General features: G+C 36.6%; 18 protein-coding genes and 2 rRNA genes. 19 read left to right on the top strand and 1 reads right to left on the bottom strand.

Annotated elements, in window-relative coordinates; translation table 11 throughout:
- From WQ54_RS14015 to rsmI, 13 genes are all read left to right on the top strand, one after another.
- Nucleotides 1–230 (top strand): 23S ribosomal RNA (locus WQ54_RS14015); the annotation flags it as partial.
- A gap of 79 nt (nucleotides 231–309) precedes the next feature.
- Nucleotides 310–425, top strand: a 5S ribosomal RNA gene (gene rrf / locus WQ54_RS14010).
- Nucleotides 426–591: 166 nt separating this feature from the next.
- Nucleotides 592–810 (top strand): sigma factor G inhibitor Gin, encoded by a 219-nt coding sequence (locus WQ54_RS14005; protein WP_046517540.1) that lies wholly within the window; start codon nucleotides 592–594, stop codon nucleotides 808–810.
- A 148-nt stretch (nucleotides 811–958) separates the two neighbouring features.
- Nucleotides 959–2,395 carry an aminotransferase class I/II-fold pyridoxal phosphate-dependent enzyme gene (locus tag WQ54_RS14000; RefSeq protein ID WP_046517539.1) on the top strand — a complete coding sequence of 479 codons (1,437 nt, stop codon included), beginning with the start codon at nucleotides 959–961 and terminating at the stop codon, nucleotides 2,393–2,395.
- Between the two features lie 5 nt (nucleotides 2,396–2,400).
- Nucleotides 2,401–3,030: a dTMP kinase gene (gene tmk, locus WQ54_RS13995; protein ID WP_046517538.1), complete on the top strand. Its 630-nt coding sequence runs from the start codon at nucleotides 2,401–2,403 to the stop codon at nucleotides 3,028–3,030.
- A gap of 82 nt (nucleotides 3,031–3,112) precedes the next feature.
- Nucleotides 3,113–3,442, top strand: a complete 330-nt coding sequence (locus WQ54_RS13990; protein WP_046517537.1) for a cyclic-di-AMP receptor — start codon at nucleotides 3,113–3,115, stop codon at nucleotides 3,440–3,442.
- A gap of 49 nt (nucleotides 3,443–3,491) precedes the next feature.
- Complete coding sequence (locus tag WQ54_RS13985) at nucleotides 3,492–3,932, top strand: YaaR family protein (protein ID WP_046517536.1); 441 nt, start codon at nucleotides 3,492–3,494, stop codon at nucleotides 3,930–3,932.
- 16 nt (nucleotides 3,933–3,948) lie between these two features.
- A complete protein-coding gene (gene holB / locus WQ54_RS13980; protein ID WP_046517535.1) occupies nucleotides 3,949–4,941 on the top strand; it encodes a DNA polymerase III subunit delta' in 993 nt (330 codons plus the stop codon).
- A 2-nt stretch (nucleotides 4,942–4,943) separates the two neighbouring features.
- A complete protein-coding gene (locus WQ54_RS13975) occupies nucleotides 4,944–5,771 on the top strand; it encodes a stage 0 sporulation family protein (RefSeq protein ID WP_046517534.1) in 828 nt (275 codons plus the stop codon).
- A gap of 13 nt (nucleotides 5,772–5,784) precedes the next feature.
- Nucleotides 5,785–6,156 (top strand): DNA replication initiation control protein YabA, encoded by a 372-nt coding sequence (gene yabA, locus WQ54_RS13970; protein WP_046517533.1) that lies wholly within the window; start codon nucleotides 5,785–5,787, stop codon nucleotides 6,154–6,156.
- A gap of 214 nt (nucleotides 6,157–6,370) precedes the next feature.
- Nucleotides 6,371–7,132 (top strand): tRNA1(Val) (adenine(37)-N6)-methyltransferase, encoded by a 762-nt coding sequence (locus WQ54_RS13965; RefSeq protein ID WP_046517532.1) that lies wholly within the window; start codon nucleotides 6,371–6,373, stop codon nucleotides 7,130–7,132.
- A 12-nt stretch (nucleotides 7,133–7,144) separates the two neighbouring features.
- Nucleotides 7,145–7,417, top strand: coding sequence for a GIY-YIG nuclease family protein (locus WQ54_RS13960; protein ID WP_046517531.1), 273 nt, complete (start codon nucleotides 7,145–7,147; stop codon nucleotides 7,415–7,417).
- A 7-nt stretch (nucleotides 7,418–7,424) separates the two neighbouring features.
- Nucleotides 7,425–8,306 carry a 16S rRNA (cytidine(1402)-2'-O)-methyltransferase gene (rsmI, locus tag WQ54_RS13955; RefSeq protein ID WP_046517530.1) on the top strand — a complete coding sequence of 294 codons (882 nt, stop codon included), beginning with the start codon at nucleotides 7,425–7,427 and terminating at the stop codon, nucleotides 8,304–8,306.
- Nucleotides 8,307–8,344: 38 nt separating this feature from the next.
- On the opposite strand, the gene WQ54_RS13950 is transcribed toward rsmI, so the two are convergent.
- Complete coding sequence (locus tag WQ54_RS13950) at nucleotides 8,345–8,626, bottom strand: AbrB/MazE/SpoVT family DNA-binding domain-containing protein (protein ID WP_046517529.1); 282 nt, start codon at nucleotides 8,624–8,626, stop codon at nucleotides 8,345–8,347.
- 669 nt (nucleotides 8,627–9,295) lie between these two features.
- Between WQ54_RS13950 and metG the strand changes: the two genes are divergently transcribed.
- The 6 genes from metG (at nucleotide 9,296) to yabG (ending at nucleotide 16,375) form a co-directional block, all read left to right on the top strand.
- Complete coding sequence (metG, locus tag WQ54_RS13945; protein ID WP_046517528.1) at nucleotides 9,296–11,281, top strand: methionine--tRNA ligase; 1,986 nt, start codon at nucleotides 9,296–9,298, stop codon at nucleotides 11,279–11,281.
- A gap of 162 nt (nucleotides 11,282–11,443) precedes the next feature.
- Nucleotides 11,444–12,214: a TatD family hydrolase gene (locus WQ54_RS13940; RefSeq protein ID WP_046517527.1), complete on the top strand. Its 771-nt coding sequence runs from the start codon at nucleotides 11,444–11,446 to the stop codon at nucleotides 12,212–12,214.
- Between the two features lie 242 nt (nucleotides 12,215–12,456).
- Entirely contained in the window at nucleotides 12,457–13,650 is a 1,194-nt protein-coding gene (locus WQ54_RS35290) for a G5 and 3D domain-containing protein (RefSeq protein WP_046517526.1), read from the top strand.
- Nucleotides 13,651–13,817: 167 nt separating this feature from the next.
- Nucleotides 13,818–14,375: a ribonuclease M5 gene (gene rnmV, locus WQ54_RS13930; RefSeq protein WP_046517525.1), complete on the top strand. Its 558-nt coding sequence runs from the start codon at nucleotides 13,818–13,820 to the stop codon at nucleotides 14,373–14,375.
- Nucleotides 14,375–15,259: a 16S rRNA (adenine(1518)-N(6)/adenine(1519)-N(6))-dimethyltransferase RsmA gene (gene rsmA, locus WQ54_RS13925; RefSeq protein ID WP_046517524.1), complete on the top strand. Its 885-nt coding sequence runs from the start codon at nucleotides 14,375–14,377 to the stop codon at nucleotides 15,257–15,259. The genes rnmV and rsmA overlap by 1 nt, the downstream gene beginning before the upstream one ends.
- Before the next feature lie 237 nt (nucleotides 15,260–15,496).
- A complete protein-coding gene (gene yabG, locus WQ54_RS13920) occupies nucleotides 15,497–16,375 on the top strand; it encodes a sporulation peptidase YabG (RefSeq protein WP_046517523.1) in 879 nt (292 codons plus the stop codon).
- The last annotated feature ends 117 nt before the right edge of the window (nucleotides 16,376–16,492 follow it).

Here is a 16,492-nt window from a genome sequence, read left to right as displayed (position 1 = left end):
ATGGACGCACCGCTGGTGTACCAGTTGTCTTGCCAAAGGCATAGCTGGGTAGCTATGTGCGGAAGGGATAAGTGCTGAAAGCATCTAAGCATGAAGCCCCCCTCAAGATGAGATTTCCCTGTTACTTTGTAACGTAAGATCCCTGAAAGATGATCAGGTTGATAGGTCAGAGGTGGAAGCGCGGTGACGTGTGGAGCTGACTGATACTAATCGATCGAGGACTTAACCTAATACAAATGCGTATGCTCAGTAAATGAATTGAAAAATCGTTATCTAGTTTTGAAGGAACATGCCTTCAAACTTAATATATCTGGTGGCGATGGCGAAGAGGTCACACCCGTTCCCATGCCGAACACGGAAGTTAAGCTCTTCAGCGCCGATGGTAGTTGGGGGTCTCCCCCTGTGAGAGTAGGACGTTGCCAGGTAAGAAGAGAAAAGATCAGTAGAGATACTGGTCTTTTTTATATTTAAAATCAAAGGTTTATTTAAAGACAAACACAAAACAATTAAAAAAACATAAGGTATTAAATACAAGATTAACGAAATTCTAAATTGTGTATACAATAGGTGATTCTGGGCAAACTTAAAAGTATGGAGGTGGAGAAAGTGAATTCTAATAGAATACCAAATTCCGAAGGAGAAACATGTATAATTTGCGATGTGGAAAAAAGTGCAGGAATTCATCTCTATACGAGTTTCATTTGTGTAGACTGTGAAAAAGAAATGACAAGTACACAACCATCTGATCCGAAATACACCTATTTTTTAGAAAAGTTAAGAAGGATAAAAAACTCGCCACTTTATTCATAGTATTGTATAAAAACATAGTATTAAAAGAAGCTGACATGTATCAGCTTTTTTTTATGAAAAAATAAGGTGATAAATGATAATTTTGTTACTCAAGAACTTAAGTATTGCTATAATTATTTTATATTAATTAAAGGACGTTGATAAATATATGGAAACACCCCTCTTTACCGCATTGATGCAGCATACAAAGAGGAGCCCAATGTCCTTTCATGTTCCAGGACATAAAAATGGGACGATCTTTATGGACAAAGCTAAGCAGGTCTATCAGGGGATTTTACCATTGGATGTTACAGAGCTTACTGGCTTAGATGATCTGCACCATCCTAAAGAAGCAATCCGCCATGCTCAGGAGCTTACAGCTTCCTTATATGGCGTTCAAAATACATACTTCTTAGTAAATGGGACAACAGTTGGTAATTTAGCGATGATTTTAGCTTGTTGCGGTAAAAATGACATTGTGCTAGTTCAACGAAATTCACATAAATCAATTCTAAATGGAATTCAATTAGCAGGAGCTAATCCAGTTTTTTTATCGCCAAAGGTAGATGAAGATTATCAAGTGCCTTCTTATATTGAGCTAGAGACAATAAGAGAGGCAATCGCTTGTTATCCGAGGGCAAAGGCATTAATCTTAACGAATCCAAATTATTATGGGCTAGCTATAGATTTAACTGAAATCATTCGATATGCACATGACCACAACATACCCGTCCTAGTGGATGAGGCGCATGGTCCACATTTTATAGCAGGCGATCTATTTCCTGTCTCTGCTGTCCGTTCTGGTGCAGATATCGTTGTTCACTCTGCTCATAAAACATTGCCGGCAATGACAATGGGTTCTTATCTGCATTTTAATAGTAAGATAGTTGATAAAGAAAAACTATTTTATTACTTATCACTCTTGCAAAGCAGCAGCCCATCCTACCCAATTATGGCATCTTTGGACTTAGCAAGGGCTTATCTGGAAAAAATAAAGAGTGAAGAAAGACAACATGATATTTTGCAAGTGATCGCAGACTTTCATGAGCAAATAAACTCTATTAATGAAATAAACATTGTTACATCAAGAGATCAACTTGTTAGAACTGATCCTTTAAAGCTTACTATAAGGGCGGCAAATGGATTAACTGGTTATGAGCTTCAGGACTACTTAGAATCAAAACAGATCTATACCGAACTTGCTGATCCTGCAAACGTGCTTTTTATTTTACCCCTTGCCTATGATAAATTAATAATAAAGCATCTAGATAAGATCAAAAGAAGATTTCCTACTCCCTCTCATCCGATAAAACAACTGGTTCATATGAGTAATCGTCAGACTAAAAGGATTCAACCTATAGAAAAATCATATTCATACTTAAAAACATGTAAAAAGAGAGTGGTAACCTTAAGTGAAGCTATAGGCCATTATGCAGCTGAGGCCATTATTCCTTATCCACCAGGAATACCTTTTATTATGATTGGTGAAAGAGTTACGAATGACTTAATCGAACAATTAAAGGAACTAATGGAGACCGGCGCAACGATTCAGGGAGATGATCATATTCAACAAGGGAAGATTGCTGTATTCATGAAAGGAAGCTGAGTATATTGAAGGGAAAGTTTTTTACGTTTGAAGGTCCAGAAGGAGCAGGAAAGACTACTGTATTGGAAATATTAATGAAGGATTTGGAAAAATCCAGTATTGAGGCTGTTTTTACAAGGGAGCCTGGTGGGATCAATATCGCAGAAAAGATACGTGAAGTCATTTTAAATAAGGAACATACAGAAATGGATTCAAGAACTGAAGCCCTTCTCTATGCAGCTGCCAGAAGACAGCATCTAGTAGAGAGGGTTATACCTTCAATAAATAAAGGCAAACATGTATTTTGTGACCGATTTATTGATAGTTCCTTAGCCTATCAAGGATATGCCAGAGGTTTAGGAATCGATGAAGTTTTTTCTATAAATGAATTTGCGATTAATGGTTTTTTACCGGATGTTACCTTTTATTTTAAAATTGATCCAAAAGCAGGTCTTCAAAGGATCGCAAATAATGCAGAACGAGAGAAAAATCGCCTCGATATGGAAGACTTATCCTTTCATTATAAGGTTCAAGAAGGATATCAGCAAGTTATCGAGAAATTTCAAGATAGGATCATTATTATTAACGCTGATAAACCAGTTGAAGAGGTTGCAGCTGAAATTAAAGGGATATTAAAGAAACACATTGATCTATAATGTTCTGTGAACAGTAAATTACCATTAAACATGCAATGAATCACATTGGTTAAACATGTTACAATATAAGGGGGATTTCATAATGAAATTAATAATTGTTGTTGTACAGGATCAGGATAGCAATAAGCTTTTAAATGCTCTAATGGAGCACAATTTCCGTGTAACTAAATTGTCTAGTACAGGAGGATTCCTTAAATCTGGCAATACGACCTTTATGATAGGGACAGAGGATATAAGGGTTGATAAGGCTTTGCAGATTATCAAGGATAATTGTAAATCGAGAGATCAGCTTGTTGCACCAGTTTCACCAATGGGAGGAAATGCGGATTCGTTCATCCCTTATCCTGTTGAGGTAGAGGTTGGCGGGGCAACTGTATTCGTCCTTCCTGTAGAGCAATTTCATCACTTCTAATAAATAGTAGTTCTAACAGATATGGTGATCTTTCGCCATGGAGGTTTCTATGAAAATCAGTTCAGACATACGTACAGTTATGGATAAACGAGATATAGAACAGAAAACATCAATAAATTCTCCAAAGGGTTTTCAGGATTTAGTCATGAAGCAGGATAATAAGCTTCAGCTTGAACAATTAAATAAGTTACTTATTAACCTTGAAGACGCAGGTCGCAGATTATCAAGATCAAGAAATTTTAGCGAACTTGCAAAATATAAATTATTGATTAAGAAGTTTATCCACGAGGCCGTCAAGTATGGAATGACGATGAAACAGACAAGAAGCTGGGATTATAATGGAAATAGCAGGTCATTAAAAATCATAGAACAAATTGATCAGTCACTCGTTGAATTAGCTGACGAAGTCGTTAACAAGGAAAGCTCAACGATTGATATCCTTGCAAAAATAGGTGAGATAAAAGGATTATTGATTAACCTTTATACGTAGAGAGTGATGGAGAGCAATGGTGAAAAATTGGCAAGAGCTCGCGTCGTATCAGCCGCGTGTTATGAAGTTACTAGCAAATAGTATACAAAAGAATCGATTAGCACATGCCTATTTATTTGAGGGGAAAAAGGGAACGGGTAAAAAAGAGATAGGATTTTTGCTTGCCAAAAGTTTCTTTTGTGAAAATCTCCAAGGCTTTGAACCATGCGAGAAATGTAGAAATTGTAAAAGGATTCAATCTGGAAATCACCCTGATGTTCATCTAGTTGAGCCTGATGGACTTTCGATTAAGAAAGGGCAGATTCAGGCATTGCAAGAGGAGTTTTCTAAATCAGGTGTTGAATCGAATAAAAAACTTTATATGATTATTCATGCTGATAAAATGACTGTAAATGCTGCAAATAGCTTATTAAAGTTTTTAGAAGAACCGAATGCGAATACAATTGCTCTTTTAATAACTGAGCAGTATCATAGAATGTTGAATACGATTTTATCCCGTTGTCAGTTGTTATCATTTCAACCATTACAGCCTAAATCTATTGAGGAAACACTAACTCAAAGCGGGATTCCTAAGCAATTTGCGGCACTCGCTTCACAGTTAACAAACGATAAAGAGGCTGCAATGGAGATTGCACAAGATGATTGGTTTGCGCAGGCTAGATTGAAAGTGATAAAATTATATGAAATGGTATCAGATCGAAATGGACAGGCACCTATATTTGTTCATACAGAGTGGATGAACCATTTTAATGATAAGGAAAAGCAAGAAACAGGTTTAGACTTGTTATTATATATATATAAAGATGTTTTATCGGTCCAATTAGGAATAGACGAACAAGTAATTTTTCAAGACATAATTCAGCAATTAAAGCAGCATGCCCTTCAAATGACACAAAGAAGTGTGACTGAGAAGATGACTTCTATTTTAGAGGCTAAAAAAAGGCTTCATGCCAATGTGAGTCCACAATTAATGATGGAGCAATTGGTGTTAACATTGCAGGAGGGATAAGTTTGTATGATGTTGTAGGTGTTCGTTTCAAAAAAGCGGGCAAAATCTATTATTTCGACCCAAACGGTCTTCATATAGAAAAAGACGACTTTGTTATTGTTGAAACCATTCGTGGAATAGAATATGGGAAAGTCGTACTAAATAATAAAAAAGTTGAGGAGAATGATATTGTACTGCCGTTAAAAAAGGTCATTCGACTTGCTGATGAGAAAGATAAATTAATGGTTCAGGAAAATCAAGAGGCTGCAGAAGAAGCATATCATGTATGCCAAAAGAAAGTTTCTGAGCATGGTTTAGATATGAAATTAGTAGATGTTGAATATACATTCGACCGTAATAAGGTGATCTTTTATTTCACAGCAGATGGACGCGTTGATTTTCGTGAATTAGTTAAGGATTTAGCAGCTATTTTTAAAACGAGAATTGAGCTCCGACAAATTGGCGTTCGGGATGAAGCCAAAATGCTGGGCGGTATAGGACCTTGTGGCCGTATGTTATGCTGTTCTACATTTTTAGGCGATTTTGAGCCTGTCTCTATTAAAATGGCAAAGGATCAAAACTTATCGTTAAATCCTACGAAAATTTCCGGTCTTTGCGGTCGTTTAATGTGCTGCTTAAAGTACGAAAATGATGATTATGAGTCTGCAAAGGAACTTTTACCAGACATCGGCGAAATGATCGGTACGCCTAAGGGGCTTGGAAAAGTTGTTGGATTAAATATATTAGAGCAAATTATACAGGTTGACCTGGTTGAACAAGAACGCGTGGTAGAATACACTTGGGATGAATTGCAGAAAGAAGGCGTAGTTCCAATGCAATCCACAGATTGATGAGGTGGAACAAGTGGATAAAAAAGAGATATTTGAGTCTGTCAGCAGTATGGAGGAACAGATAGGATCTTTATATACTCAATTGGGTGAATTGAAACAGCATTTAGGCGATCTTATTGAAGAGAACCAGCATTTGAAAATCGAAAATGAGAATCTACGCCGAAGATTAGACTCAACAATAACAAGTGCAAATGCTGAAAAAATAAAGAAACCGAAATCGAAGGAAAAAAAGGAAACAAAGCAAAATCAAATTGATATAGGTGAAGGATATGATAATCTAGCAAGATTGTATCAAGAAGGCTTTCATATTTGTAATTTGCATTATGGCAGCCTTCGGAAGGATGGAGATTGCTTATTTTGCTTATCATTCCTAAATAAGAAGTAAAAATGGCTGGCTCATAATCATTTGCCCCTCTCAAAAAACACTAAGAGAGGGATAATATCTTTTGATTATGTGTCAGTTTTTTTATGCTTTATAGGGATAGAAAGGCATTCGTGTATTTCTTACGAAGGAAAGTATTTAAATATAGTTTTTGTGTCTAGCTCGCTTTAGGCTGATCATGGCCCTTGAGCTTTTCTTATAAAGGAGTCATATATTTATGGTTAAATTAATAGGTGATGAACGACTGGATTATTTGTTAGCCGAGGATCTTAGAATTATACAGAGTCCAACGGTCTTTTCATTTTCTCTAGATGCTGTCTTACTATCTAGATTCGCTTATATGCCAATTAAAAAGGGAAATATCCTTGATTTATGTACAGGAAACGGAATTATCCCATTAATACTTAGTACAAGAACAAATGGTAAGATTACTGGAGTTGAGATACAAGAGCGACTTTATGATATGGCAATGAGGAGTATTGCCTATAATAATTTGGAGCAACAAATTAACATGATTCATGGGGATCTTAAAGAGATGCCGAAGCAGTTAGGATATGGAAAATATGATGTCGTGACGTGTAATCCTCCTTATTTTGCAACACCTCACAAAGGAAATCAGAACCCAAATGAATATCTTGCGATTGCGCGACACGAGATTCTATGTACGTTAGAAGATGTAATCCGTGTAAGTAGTCAGCTTGTGAAACAAGGTGGTAAAATAGCGCTAGTCCATAGACCGGGCAGACTGGCTGACATTATTGAACAGATGAGGAAACATCGGGTTGAACCGAAACGAATTCAACTTGTTTACCCTAAACAAGGGAAAGAAGCAAATACTTTGCTAATTGAGGGGATTAAAGATGGCCATGCGGATTTAAAGCTGTTGCCTCCTGTATTTGTTTATAATCATGATAATGAATACACAAAAGAGATAAAGACAATATTATATGGAGATAAGCAGGAGGATATGCAAGCCTAATAAGGAGTTTTTATGGAAAATACAAATCACTATTTTTATGTCCTTGAATGTAATGATGGTAGTTATTATGCCGGATATACAGTGGATTTGAAGCAACGTGTAAAAAAACATAATGATGGTAGAGGTGCCAAATATACAAGAGGGAGAACACCTGTTAAACTATTGTATTCGGAAATGTATGAAACAAAGAGTGAAGCTTTAAAAAAAGAAATTTCCTTTAAAAAGCTGCCTAGAAAAGCAAAGGAGAAATACATAAACGAATATAGATCTAATACAGAAGGGTGAAGGGAGCATGTTACAACAACAAAAAAGTTTTCATCATGAAGAAAAAGAATTAGGGGATTTATATCTTGTTCCAACGCCAATTGGAAATTTAGAGGATATGACATTTCGTGCTATAAAGGTGCTTAAAGAAGTCGATTTAATTGCTGCTGAAGACACCCGCCAAACCAAAAAGCTTTGCAATCACTTTGATATCAATACACCTATATTTAGTTATCATGAGCATAATAAAGAAACAAGCGGCAATCGAGTACTTGAATTGTTACAGCAAAAGAAAAACATTGCACTAGTAAGTGATGCAGGGATGCCGACCATTTCGGACCCAGGCAGTGAATTAGTAAAACAAGTCCTTGCTTCAGGTGGAAGTGTCATTCCACTCCCTGGTGCAAATGCAGCTTTAACAGCTCTGATTGCCTCAGGAATTACTCCTCAGCCATTTTATTTTTTTGGGTTTTTAGATCGACAAAAAAAAGAAAAAAAACAGCAGCTTGAACAGCTGCGCGGACGAATGGAAACCATTATTTTATATGAATCACCACACCGCTTAAAAGAAACATTACAGTTAATAGCAGATTATTTAGGCAATCGTTCGATATGTATATCAAGAGAATTAACTAAGAAATTTGAAGAATTTATTAGGGGAACAGTAAATGAAGTTATAAAATGGTCAGAAGAAAATGAAATTCGTGGTGAGTTTTGTATCATCATTGAAGGGGCTCATGAAGACGTACATATTGAAAAAGAAGATGTATGGTGGAGCCATTTGAGTTTAAAAGATCATGTGGATCATTATATCAAACAAGATATGTCCTCAAAAGAAGCAATAAAACGAGTTTCCGGTGAAAGAAATATTCAGAAACGCGAGGTTTATCAAGCGTATCACATAGATTAAAAGGCTGTCAGTGACAGCCTTTTTCCAATCTATTCTAATTATTTTTGAACAAGCTGGCGTTGAAGTTCTGCTAAGATTTGTTCTGCACCTTCGCGGCTAAGTACTAGTTTTCCGTTTGCAAGAGCTAAGTTATCATCAGAAACTTCACCAGTGATTTGGCAAGTCATATTTGGTTTATATTTCTTTAAAATGATCTTTTCATCGTCAACGTAAATTTCTAACGCATCTTTCTCAGCAATACCTAATGTACGGCGTAGTTCAATAGGAATAACAACACGGCCTAATTCATCAACTTTACGTACAATACCAGTAGATTTCATAATTAATCTCCTCTCAATTTTGACATATTCTATGTTTTTTATTTATACTTCGTCAATATTCGACAAAAACTGATTTGCTTTTTAAGCATATCAGTGTTTCCAATAAACGTCAATCATTTTATTTATTTTTCCATGTAAAAAAATAGATGTTGTAGTAAAAACCTTATGAGAACAGAGTTTCTAGTATTGTCTACCCTCAAAACATGGTAATAAAACCTTATATTGGAAGTTTAAATAGGGAGTGAAATCAGTTTTTTTAATTGAAAAGAAAAGGGAGATATTCGACAAGAGCCTGCGAAAATTCGACAAATTTCCATCATTGATCTTAAAAGGCATGTCGAATAACAGAAATCTAAAAACTTTAGGTATATATTCTTGATATTAGGGGCTAAGATGGTATCATAAAAGAGTATGAAAAAATCAAAAATGGATAGGTTAGTTAATGCTTGTCATTATGAAAGTTGTCCATGTTCATAATTATCTTCCATAACGCTCTCGTCCTTAGGGGCGAGAGCGTTTTTTAAAGTAAGATGAAGAATTTAGACAAGAGATTCTTTGTTTAGGTTCTCCATATATCATAACTTAGTTTGAGCATGAGAGTATTTTAAGTGAAAGCTAGAAAATTCTGGGATTAATCCGTTTTTTAACGTTTTAGAGGAGGTATACATAATGGAGAATAATCAAAAAACATTTTATATTACAACACCTATTTATTATCCAAGTGGAAAGCTGCATATAGGACATGCCTATACGACAGTGGCAGGGGATGCGATGGCCCGTTATAAACGGATGCGCGGATATGATGTCATGTATTTGACAGGTGTTGATGAGCATGGCCAAAAAATTCAACGTAAAGCAGAGGAAAGCAATGTAACTCCTCAAGAGTATGTAGATAATATTGTAATAGGGATTAAAGATCTTTGGAGTAAGATGGATATTTCCTACGATGATTTTATTAGAACCACTCAGGACCGTCATAAAGTTGTTGTTGAAAAAATCTTTTCACAGCTTGTTGAACAGGGGGACATTTATTTAGATGAATACGAAGGATGGTATTCTGTTCCTGATGAAACCTATTATACTGAGCTTCAGCTCGTTGATCCTATCATTGAAAATGGAAAAATAGTCGGTGGGAAGAGCCCTGATAGCGGTCATCCCGTTGAACTAGTAAAAGAAGAATCCTATTTCTTCAGAATGGGGAAATATGTTGACAGACTATTAGCCTTTTATGAAGAAAATCCTGAGTTTATCCAACCTGAGTCTAGAAAAAATGAAATGATTAATAACTTTATTAAGCCTGGTCTTGAAGATTTAGCTGTTTCACGTACAACGTTTGATTGGGGTATAAAAGTTCCTGGAGATCCAAAGCATGTTATTTATGTTTGGATAGACGCATTATCTAACTATATTACAGCCCTTGGTTTTGGTACAGAAAATGACGAGAAATATAAAAAGTATTGGCCTGCCGATGTCCATATTGTTGGGAAGGAAATTGTCCGTTTCCACACTATTTACTGGCCGATCATGTTAATGGCATTAGATTTGCCTCTGCCGAAGAGAGTATTTGCTCATGGCTGGCTTTTAATGAAGGATGGAAAAATGTCCAAATCGAAAGGAAATGTTGTTGATCCTGTAACCTTGATTGATCGATATGGGTTAGATGCCCTTCGTTATTACTTATTAAGAGAGGTTCCCTTCGGTTCTGATGGCGTTTTTACTCCAGAAGGGTTTATTGATCGTGTAAATTACGACTTAGCTAATGATTTAGGGAATTTATTAAATCGAACAGTAGCCATGATCGAAAAATACTTTGATGGTGAAGTGCCAAAATATAGTGATGCACAGACAGAATTTGATGAGCAGCTTGCAGTATTTTCGCAAAATACAGTGAAAAAGTATGAGGAAGCAATGGAAAAAATGGAATTTTCAATTGCACTTTCATCTTTATGGCAATTTATTAGCCGAACAAATAAATATATAGATGAAACACAACCATGGGTACTGGCAAAAGAAGAAGCTAATCGTGATAAGTTAGCTTCCGTAATGGTTCATCTTGCTGAATCATTACGAATTACAGCGGTATTATTGAAGCCATTTTTAACAGAAACACCAAATAAGATTTTCCATCAGCTTGGAATTAACGATGATAACCTTCAAGCTTGGGACAGTATAACAAGCTTTGGAACGATCAATCAATCTCAAGTTAATAAACAGTCGCCAATTTTCCCTCGTCTTGAAGTTGTGGAAGAGGTCCAATATATAAAAGAGCAAATGAAAGGATCTGTTCCTGTACAAGAGGAGAAAAAAGAAACACAAGTACCACCTATGGAAGATGAAATCATGATTGATGATTTTATGAAGGTAGATCTTCGCGTAGCAGAGGTACTGCATGCAGAGCCAGTTAAAAAGGCAGACCGCCTTTTAAAACTTCAGCTGGATTTAGGATACGAAAAACGACAAGTTGTTTCTGGTATTGCAAAATATTATAAGCCTGAGGATTTAATTGGTAAAAAGGTCATTTGTGTTGTCAATCTTAAGCCGGTAAAACTTCGTGGTGAACTTTCTCAAGGAATGATCTTAGCCGGATCTCAAGATGATGTCCTGTCAGTTGCAACGGTAGATGCTAGTCTGCCGAATGGGTCAAGAGTAAAATAACAACGAAGTGCTAATCCCTTGTTCAGTGGTAAAAAAAGGGGTTTACCCTTAGTTTTAACGATAGAAACATATAATCTTTTATAAAAATAGGAGGGGTGTTCCACGTGTAACATTTTGTAGAACACCCCTTTGATTTGTCGAATTGAAAGGAAGAGGTAAATTATGCTATTTGATACCCACGCTCATTTAAATGCAGTTCAATACGAAGAAGATATAGTAGAGGTCATTCAACGAGCAAAAGATGAAAACGTAACACATATAGTGGTTGTTGGATTTGACAAAGATACGATAACAAAAGCAATGGAATTAACAGAACAATATGAGATGATATATGCAGCAATAGGGTGGCATCCAGTAGATGCAGTTGATATGACAGATGAGGATTTAGCTTGGATTAAAGAATTGACCTCACATCCAAAAGTTGTTGCTATAGGTGAGATGGGACTGGATTATTATTGGGACAAATCCCCGAAAGATGTGCAGAAGGAAGTATTTCGCAAGCAAATTCAATTAGCGAAAGAAGTACAGCTTCCAATTATTATTCATAATCGTGATGCTACAGAGGATGTTGTGAAAATCTTAAAAGAAGAAAAAGCTAGTGAAGTAGGCGGCATTATGCACTGCTTTACAGGCAGTCTTGAGATTGCGAAGCAGTGTATGGAAATGAACTTCTATATTTCGTATGGCGGACCTGTAACATTTAAGAATGCGAAAAAGCCAAAGGAAGTTGTGAAGGAGATTCCAATGGAGCGCCTTCTAATCGAAACAGATTGCCCTTATTTAACACCACATCCTTTTAGAGGCAAGCGTAATGAGCCAAGCTATGTAAAATATGTTGCTGAACAAATTGCTGAGCTCAGAGGAATAAGTTATGAAGAAGTTGCGGAAAAAACTTCCGACAATGCCAAAAAATTATTCGGCATAACTCGATAACGAAACTTGTCGAGTTATGGAGTAGCTTGTCCAACTTGATAAGAAATCTTAAAAGTTCTACATGTCTCATCTCCTTCATAGTATAACCTTGTCGATAACTCTTTCTTCACATTCGCCTCATTTTTACTCATAATTAAGAATACGTTGGAAAAATGAGACAACGTCGAAAGGGTTGACAAGATGAAAGATACTCTATATAATCCACGAGGAAGAAGGAGGCGTTTTTCATTTTCATTCAAAACATGAAAAAGCTGTTTTCCGAAAGATCAATAAAAAGCAAGATTGTCCTTTCTACTGCTAGTATGCTAGTTTTAGGATCAGGTGTCGCATATGGTACATATGAGGGATCGAAAGAAACTGTCGCATTGAATGTGAACGGAAAAGAAGAAAAAATACGTACCCACGCAGATACAGTCGGTGCATTATTACAAGAATTAGATATAGATTATAGACAAGAAGATCACATTTCACCTGCAGCAAGTAAGCGGATAGAAGAAAACATGAAGATCGACTATGAAGCTTCCAAGCCCGTTAAACTTGCAATTGGCGAAAAGCGAAGGACAATTTGGACTACAGCTGATACAGTAAAGGAACTCATTGAACAAGAAAATTTAGATGTCACAGAGCATGATAAAATCGAACCAGCATTAGATACGAAGCTTGAAAAGAACTTGTCATTAACAATTGATAAAGCATTCAAACTTGCACTAAATGTTGGCGAACAAAAACAACAAGTTTGGACTACTTCGACTACTGTCGCTGACTTTTTAAAGGAACACAACATAAAATTGAATAAATTAGATGAAGTCAAGCCGGCTCTTACGGAACAAATTAATCCTAAGAGTACCATAACGGTTACACGTATAGAAAAAGTCACCGATGTAGTGGAAGAACCAATTGCCTTTAACGTCATTACCAAGAAAGATAGCAGCCTTGAAAAAGGGGAACAAAAAGTCATTGAATCTGGTAAAGAAGGCAAGCAGAAGAAGCACTTTGAAGTCGTTATTAAAAATGGAAAAGAATTTTCTAGGAAGCTATTAAAAACAGAAACCGTTGCAGACAGTGAAGCTAGAGTTGTTGCATTAGGAACGAAGGCTGTTCAACCTGTAAGTACTGCTACCGTTTCACGCGGCAATGATTCTGTTGCGAAAGAGTTTTATGTAAGATCAACAGCTTATACGGCCTATTGTAGTGGTTGTTCCGGTACCACTGCTACAGGAATTAATTTACGAGCAAATCCTAATGCTAAAATTATCGCTGTTGACCCAAGTGTCATCCCTTTAGGTACAAAAGTGTATGTCGAGGGCTATGGATATGCAGTTGCTGCTGACACAGGTTCAGCTATTAAAGGCAATAAAATCGACGTGTTCTTATCATCGAAATCAGCTGCCTATCGATGGGGTTCGAAAAGAGTAAAAATTAAAATTCTAAATTAAACGATGACAGAGGGTTTTTATCCCTCTGTTTTTTTGCGTTATAATGGAGGGTATACTTTGCTTATAAGATAAAGTAAAAACGAAAGAACCGGCTTACAGGCTTTCATTTGGATTCAATATATTAGACGAGATCGCTTTATGAAAAGTTTCAGGTTTTGGAGGAAAAAATGAAAATAAAAGAAATTATTGTGGTTGAAGGGAAAGATGATACGACAGCTATTAAGAGAGCAGTTGATGCGGACACAATTGAAACAAATGGTTCTTCAATTGGCGAGTCGGTTATCGAGCAAGTTAAGCTTGCCCAACAAACGAGAGGTGTCATTATCTTTACTGATCCGGATTTTCCGGGAGAAAAAATAAGGAAGACAATAGCCGAGAAGGTTCCTGGCTGTAAGCATGCTTTTTTACCAAAAGAGGAAGCAAGACCTAAAAACGGAAAAGGGATTGGGGTAGAGCATGCATCTGTCACATCCATTCGAAATGCTTTGCAGTCAGTTAAGGAAGAAATGGATGAATTCACGAGTGAAATCGTTTTTGATGATTTATTAGATGCAGGTCTTATTGGCGGAGATAAAGCTCGGGCGAGACGTGAAAAATTAGGTGTATTATTAAAGATAGGCTATACAAATGGAAAGCAGCTTCATAAAAGACTGGAAATGTTTCAAATCAGCAGAGATGATTACATAAAAGCAGTAATAAAGATCCTACAGGAGGAAAATAATTGATGATGAAGGATATTGCCACACCCGTTAGAACAAAAGCGATATTAGAAAAATACGGTTTTTCCTTTAAAAAAAGCTTAGGACAAAACTTTCTAATTGAACCGAATGTTTTAACTAGGATTGTTGATCATGCAGATGTATCAGAAAAAACCGGCGTCATTGAAATTGGACCAGGTATCGGTGCGTTAACTGAGCAGCTTGCAAGAAGAGCCAAGAAGGTCGTTGCTTTTGAAATTGATGCACGGCTGCTGCCAATCTTAAATGAAACATTAGCTCCTTATTCTAATGTTTCAATTATCCATCAAGATGTGTTAGAAGCTAATTTAAAGGAAGCAGTGAAGGAGTACTTTAATGACTGTGAGGAAATTATGGTTGTAGCCAATCTTCCTTATTATGTCACGACACCGATCATTATGAAGCTGTTAGAGGAAAAACTGCCGCTTAAAGGAATCGTCGTTATGCTGCAAAAAGAGGTGGCAGAGCGAATCTCAGCCAAACCATCAACAAAGGAATATGGCTCGTTATCTATCGCAGTGCAATACTATACCGATGCTAAAACCGTGATGACTGTCCCTAAGACCGTTTTTGTTCCGCAGCCTAATGTTGATTCGGCGATCATTCGTTTATTAGTAAGGGATGAACCCATTGTAAATGTAAAGAACGAAGCATTCTTTTTTGAAATTGTACGTGCCAGCTTTGCGCAAAGAAGGAAAACGCTACTTAATAACCTAGTTCACTTTTTACCAAATGGCAAAGAATTAAAGCCGATCATTGAAGAAACGCTGGCACAGGTTGAAATCGATGGCAAAAGAAGAGGAGAATCTCTTTCGATCAATGAATTTGCGAAATTAAGTGATGCATTAGATCATATGCTAAATAAAGCTTAATGCTTTCATATTCAATTTACTCTTAAGGCATAGTTTACGCTGTATGTAGATTATGCCTTTTCGTGTGTTTTTTTAGGTGACATATCACCAATTAACGAAACCATCATAGGCTAGAAAAGGATACTTTTTTAAAAGAAGTTGATAATCCTACAATAACCGTGTTTGCCTCCTTGAGCGCTTTTTCAATGGAGCTGAGCAAGGTGCTTGTGCTTTTCTTAAAAATTGGAGTGATCAAATATGCAGGTGAAAATTGGAGATGTTGTAGCAAGAAAATCCTATCAGCTTGACCTGTTATTTCGAGTAATTGACTTAAAAACATCTGCTACTGGAGAGCAGATTGCAACTTTATATGGTGATGAAGTTAGATTAATAGCTGATGCACAATGCAGTGATCTTGTCATCGTGGATGAGTTAGAGAAAAACAGCCGGAAGCAAAAGGAAAAGGAATTGATTGAGCAGTCCTATTATTTATTTCGCCAAGATTATCAGCTGTTAAGAGAGAAACAGGAATATTACGCAACATCCAGTTATAGCCACAATGAGGAATTTTTTCATATACCCGGGAGAGTCCTTCATGTTGATGGAGATCCTCTCTATTTGCAAAAATGTTTAGCCCTATATGAAAAGATCGGTGTCCCGGTAAATGGCGTTCATGTAAGTGAAAAGGAAATGCCAGAGAAAATTACAGGTCTTCTTGATAGTTATCGTCCTGATATTTTAGTGGTAACAGGCCATGATGCTTATTCAAAGCATAAAGGAAATATAGATGATTTAAATGCTTACCGCCATTCAAAAGAGTTCGTTCAAACCGTCCGCAACGCCCGTAAAAAAGTTTCCCACCTTGACCAACTCGTTATATTTGCAGGAGCATGTCAATCCCATTTTGAATCCTTAATCAGGGCAGGAGCTAATTTTGCCAGCTCCCCATCAAGAGTAAACATCCATGCCTTAGACCCTGTTTACATTGTCGCTAAAATAAGCTTTACTCCGTTCGTTGAACGGATTAATGTTTGGGATGTTCTTCGCAACACGTTAACTAGAGAAAAGGGACTTGGCGGTGTTGAAACAAGGGGAGTGCTTAGGACAGGAATGCCATTCAGAAAACATAATCAATAAATGTTGCCGCTTATCGATATAAGTGGCTCTTTCTATAGAAAAAAGCTTAACTGGCAGGGAAAAAATATCTCCTTTTTTTGATAAAATTCATCTTTTTTAATCGTGATATTACTTTTT

It is taken from the genome of Bacillus sp. SA1-12 (assembly GCF_000981385.1).
Taxonomy (GTDB): domain Bacteria; phylum Bacillota; class Bacilli; order Bacillales; family Bacillaceae; genus Metabacillus.
This window is presented reverse-complemented; position numbering and strand designations above follow the sequence as displayed.

Excerpts from the sequence above, each read along its gene's own strand:
- WQ54_RS35290 (WP_046517526.1), top strand. The coding sequence starts at position 12,457 with ATGAAAAAGCTGTTTTCCGAAAGATCAATAAAAAGCAAGATTGTCCTT.
- metG (WP_046517528.1), top strand. The coding sequence starts at position 9,296 with ATGGAGAATAATCAAAAAACATTTTATATTACAACACCTATTTATTAT.
- rnmV (WP_046517525.1), top strand. The coding sequence starts at position 13,818 with ATGAAAATAAAAGAAATTATTGTGGTTGAAGGGAAAGATGATACGACA.
- WQ54_RS13940 (WP_046517527.1), top strand. The coding sequence starts at position 11,444 with ATGCTATTTGATACCCACGCTCATTTAAATGCAGTTCAATACGAAGAA.
- WQ54_RS14000 (WP_046517539.1), top strand. The coding sequence starts at position 959 with ATGGAAACACCCCTCTTTACCGCATTGATGCAGCATACAAAGAGGAGC.
- WQ54_RS13960 (WP_046517531.1), top strand. The coding sequence starts at position 7,145 with ATGGAAAATACAAATCACTATTTTTATGTCCTTGAATGTAATGATGGT.
- rsmA (WP_046517524.1), top strand. The coding sequence starts at position 14,375 with ATGATGAAGGATATTGCCACACCCGTTAGAACAAAAGCGATATTAGAA.
- rsmI (WP_046517530.1), top strand. The coding sequence starts at position 7,425 with ATGTTACAACAACAAAAAAGTTTTCATCATGAAGAAAAAGAATTAGGG.
- WQ54_RS13985 (WP_046517536.1), top strand. The coding sequence starts at position 3,492 with ATGAAAATCAGTTCAGACATACGTACAGTTATGGATAAACGAGATATA.
- WQ54_RS14005 (WP_046517540.1), top strand. The coding sequence starts at position 592 with ATGGAGGTGGAGAAAGTGAATTCTAATAGAATACCAAATTCCGAAGGA.
- holB (WP_046517535.1), top strand. The coding sequence starts at position 3,949 with ATGGTGAAAAATTGGCAAGAGCTCGCGTCGTATCAGCCGCGTGTTATG.
- WQ54_RS13965 (WP_046517532.1), top strand. The coding sequence starts at position 6,371 with ATGGTTAAATTAATAGGTGATGAACGACTGGATTATTTGTTAGCCGAG.
- WQ54_RS13950 (WP_046517529.1), bottom strand. The coding sequence starts at position 8,626 with ATGAAATCTACTGGTATTGTACGTAAAGTTGATGAATTAGGCCGTGTT.
- yabG (WP_046517523.1), top strand. The coding sequence starts at position 15,497 with ATGCAGGTGAAAATTGGAGATGTTGTAGCAAGAAAATCCTATCAGCTT.
- WQ54_RS13990 (WP_046517537.1), top strand. The coding sequence starts at position 3,113 with ATGAAATTAATAATTGTTGTTGTACAGGATCAGGATAGCAATAAGCTT.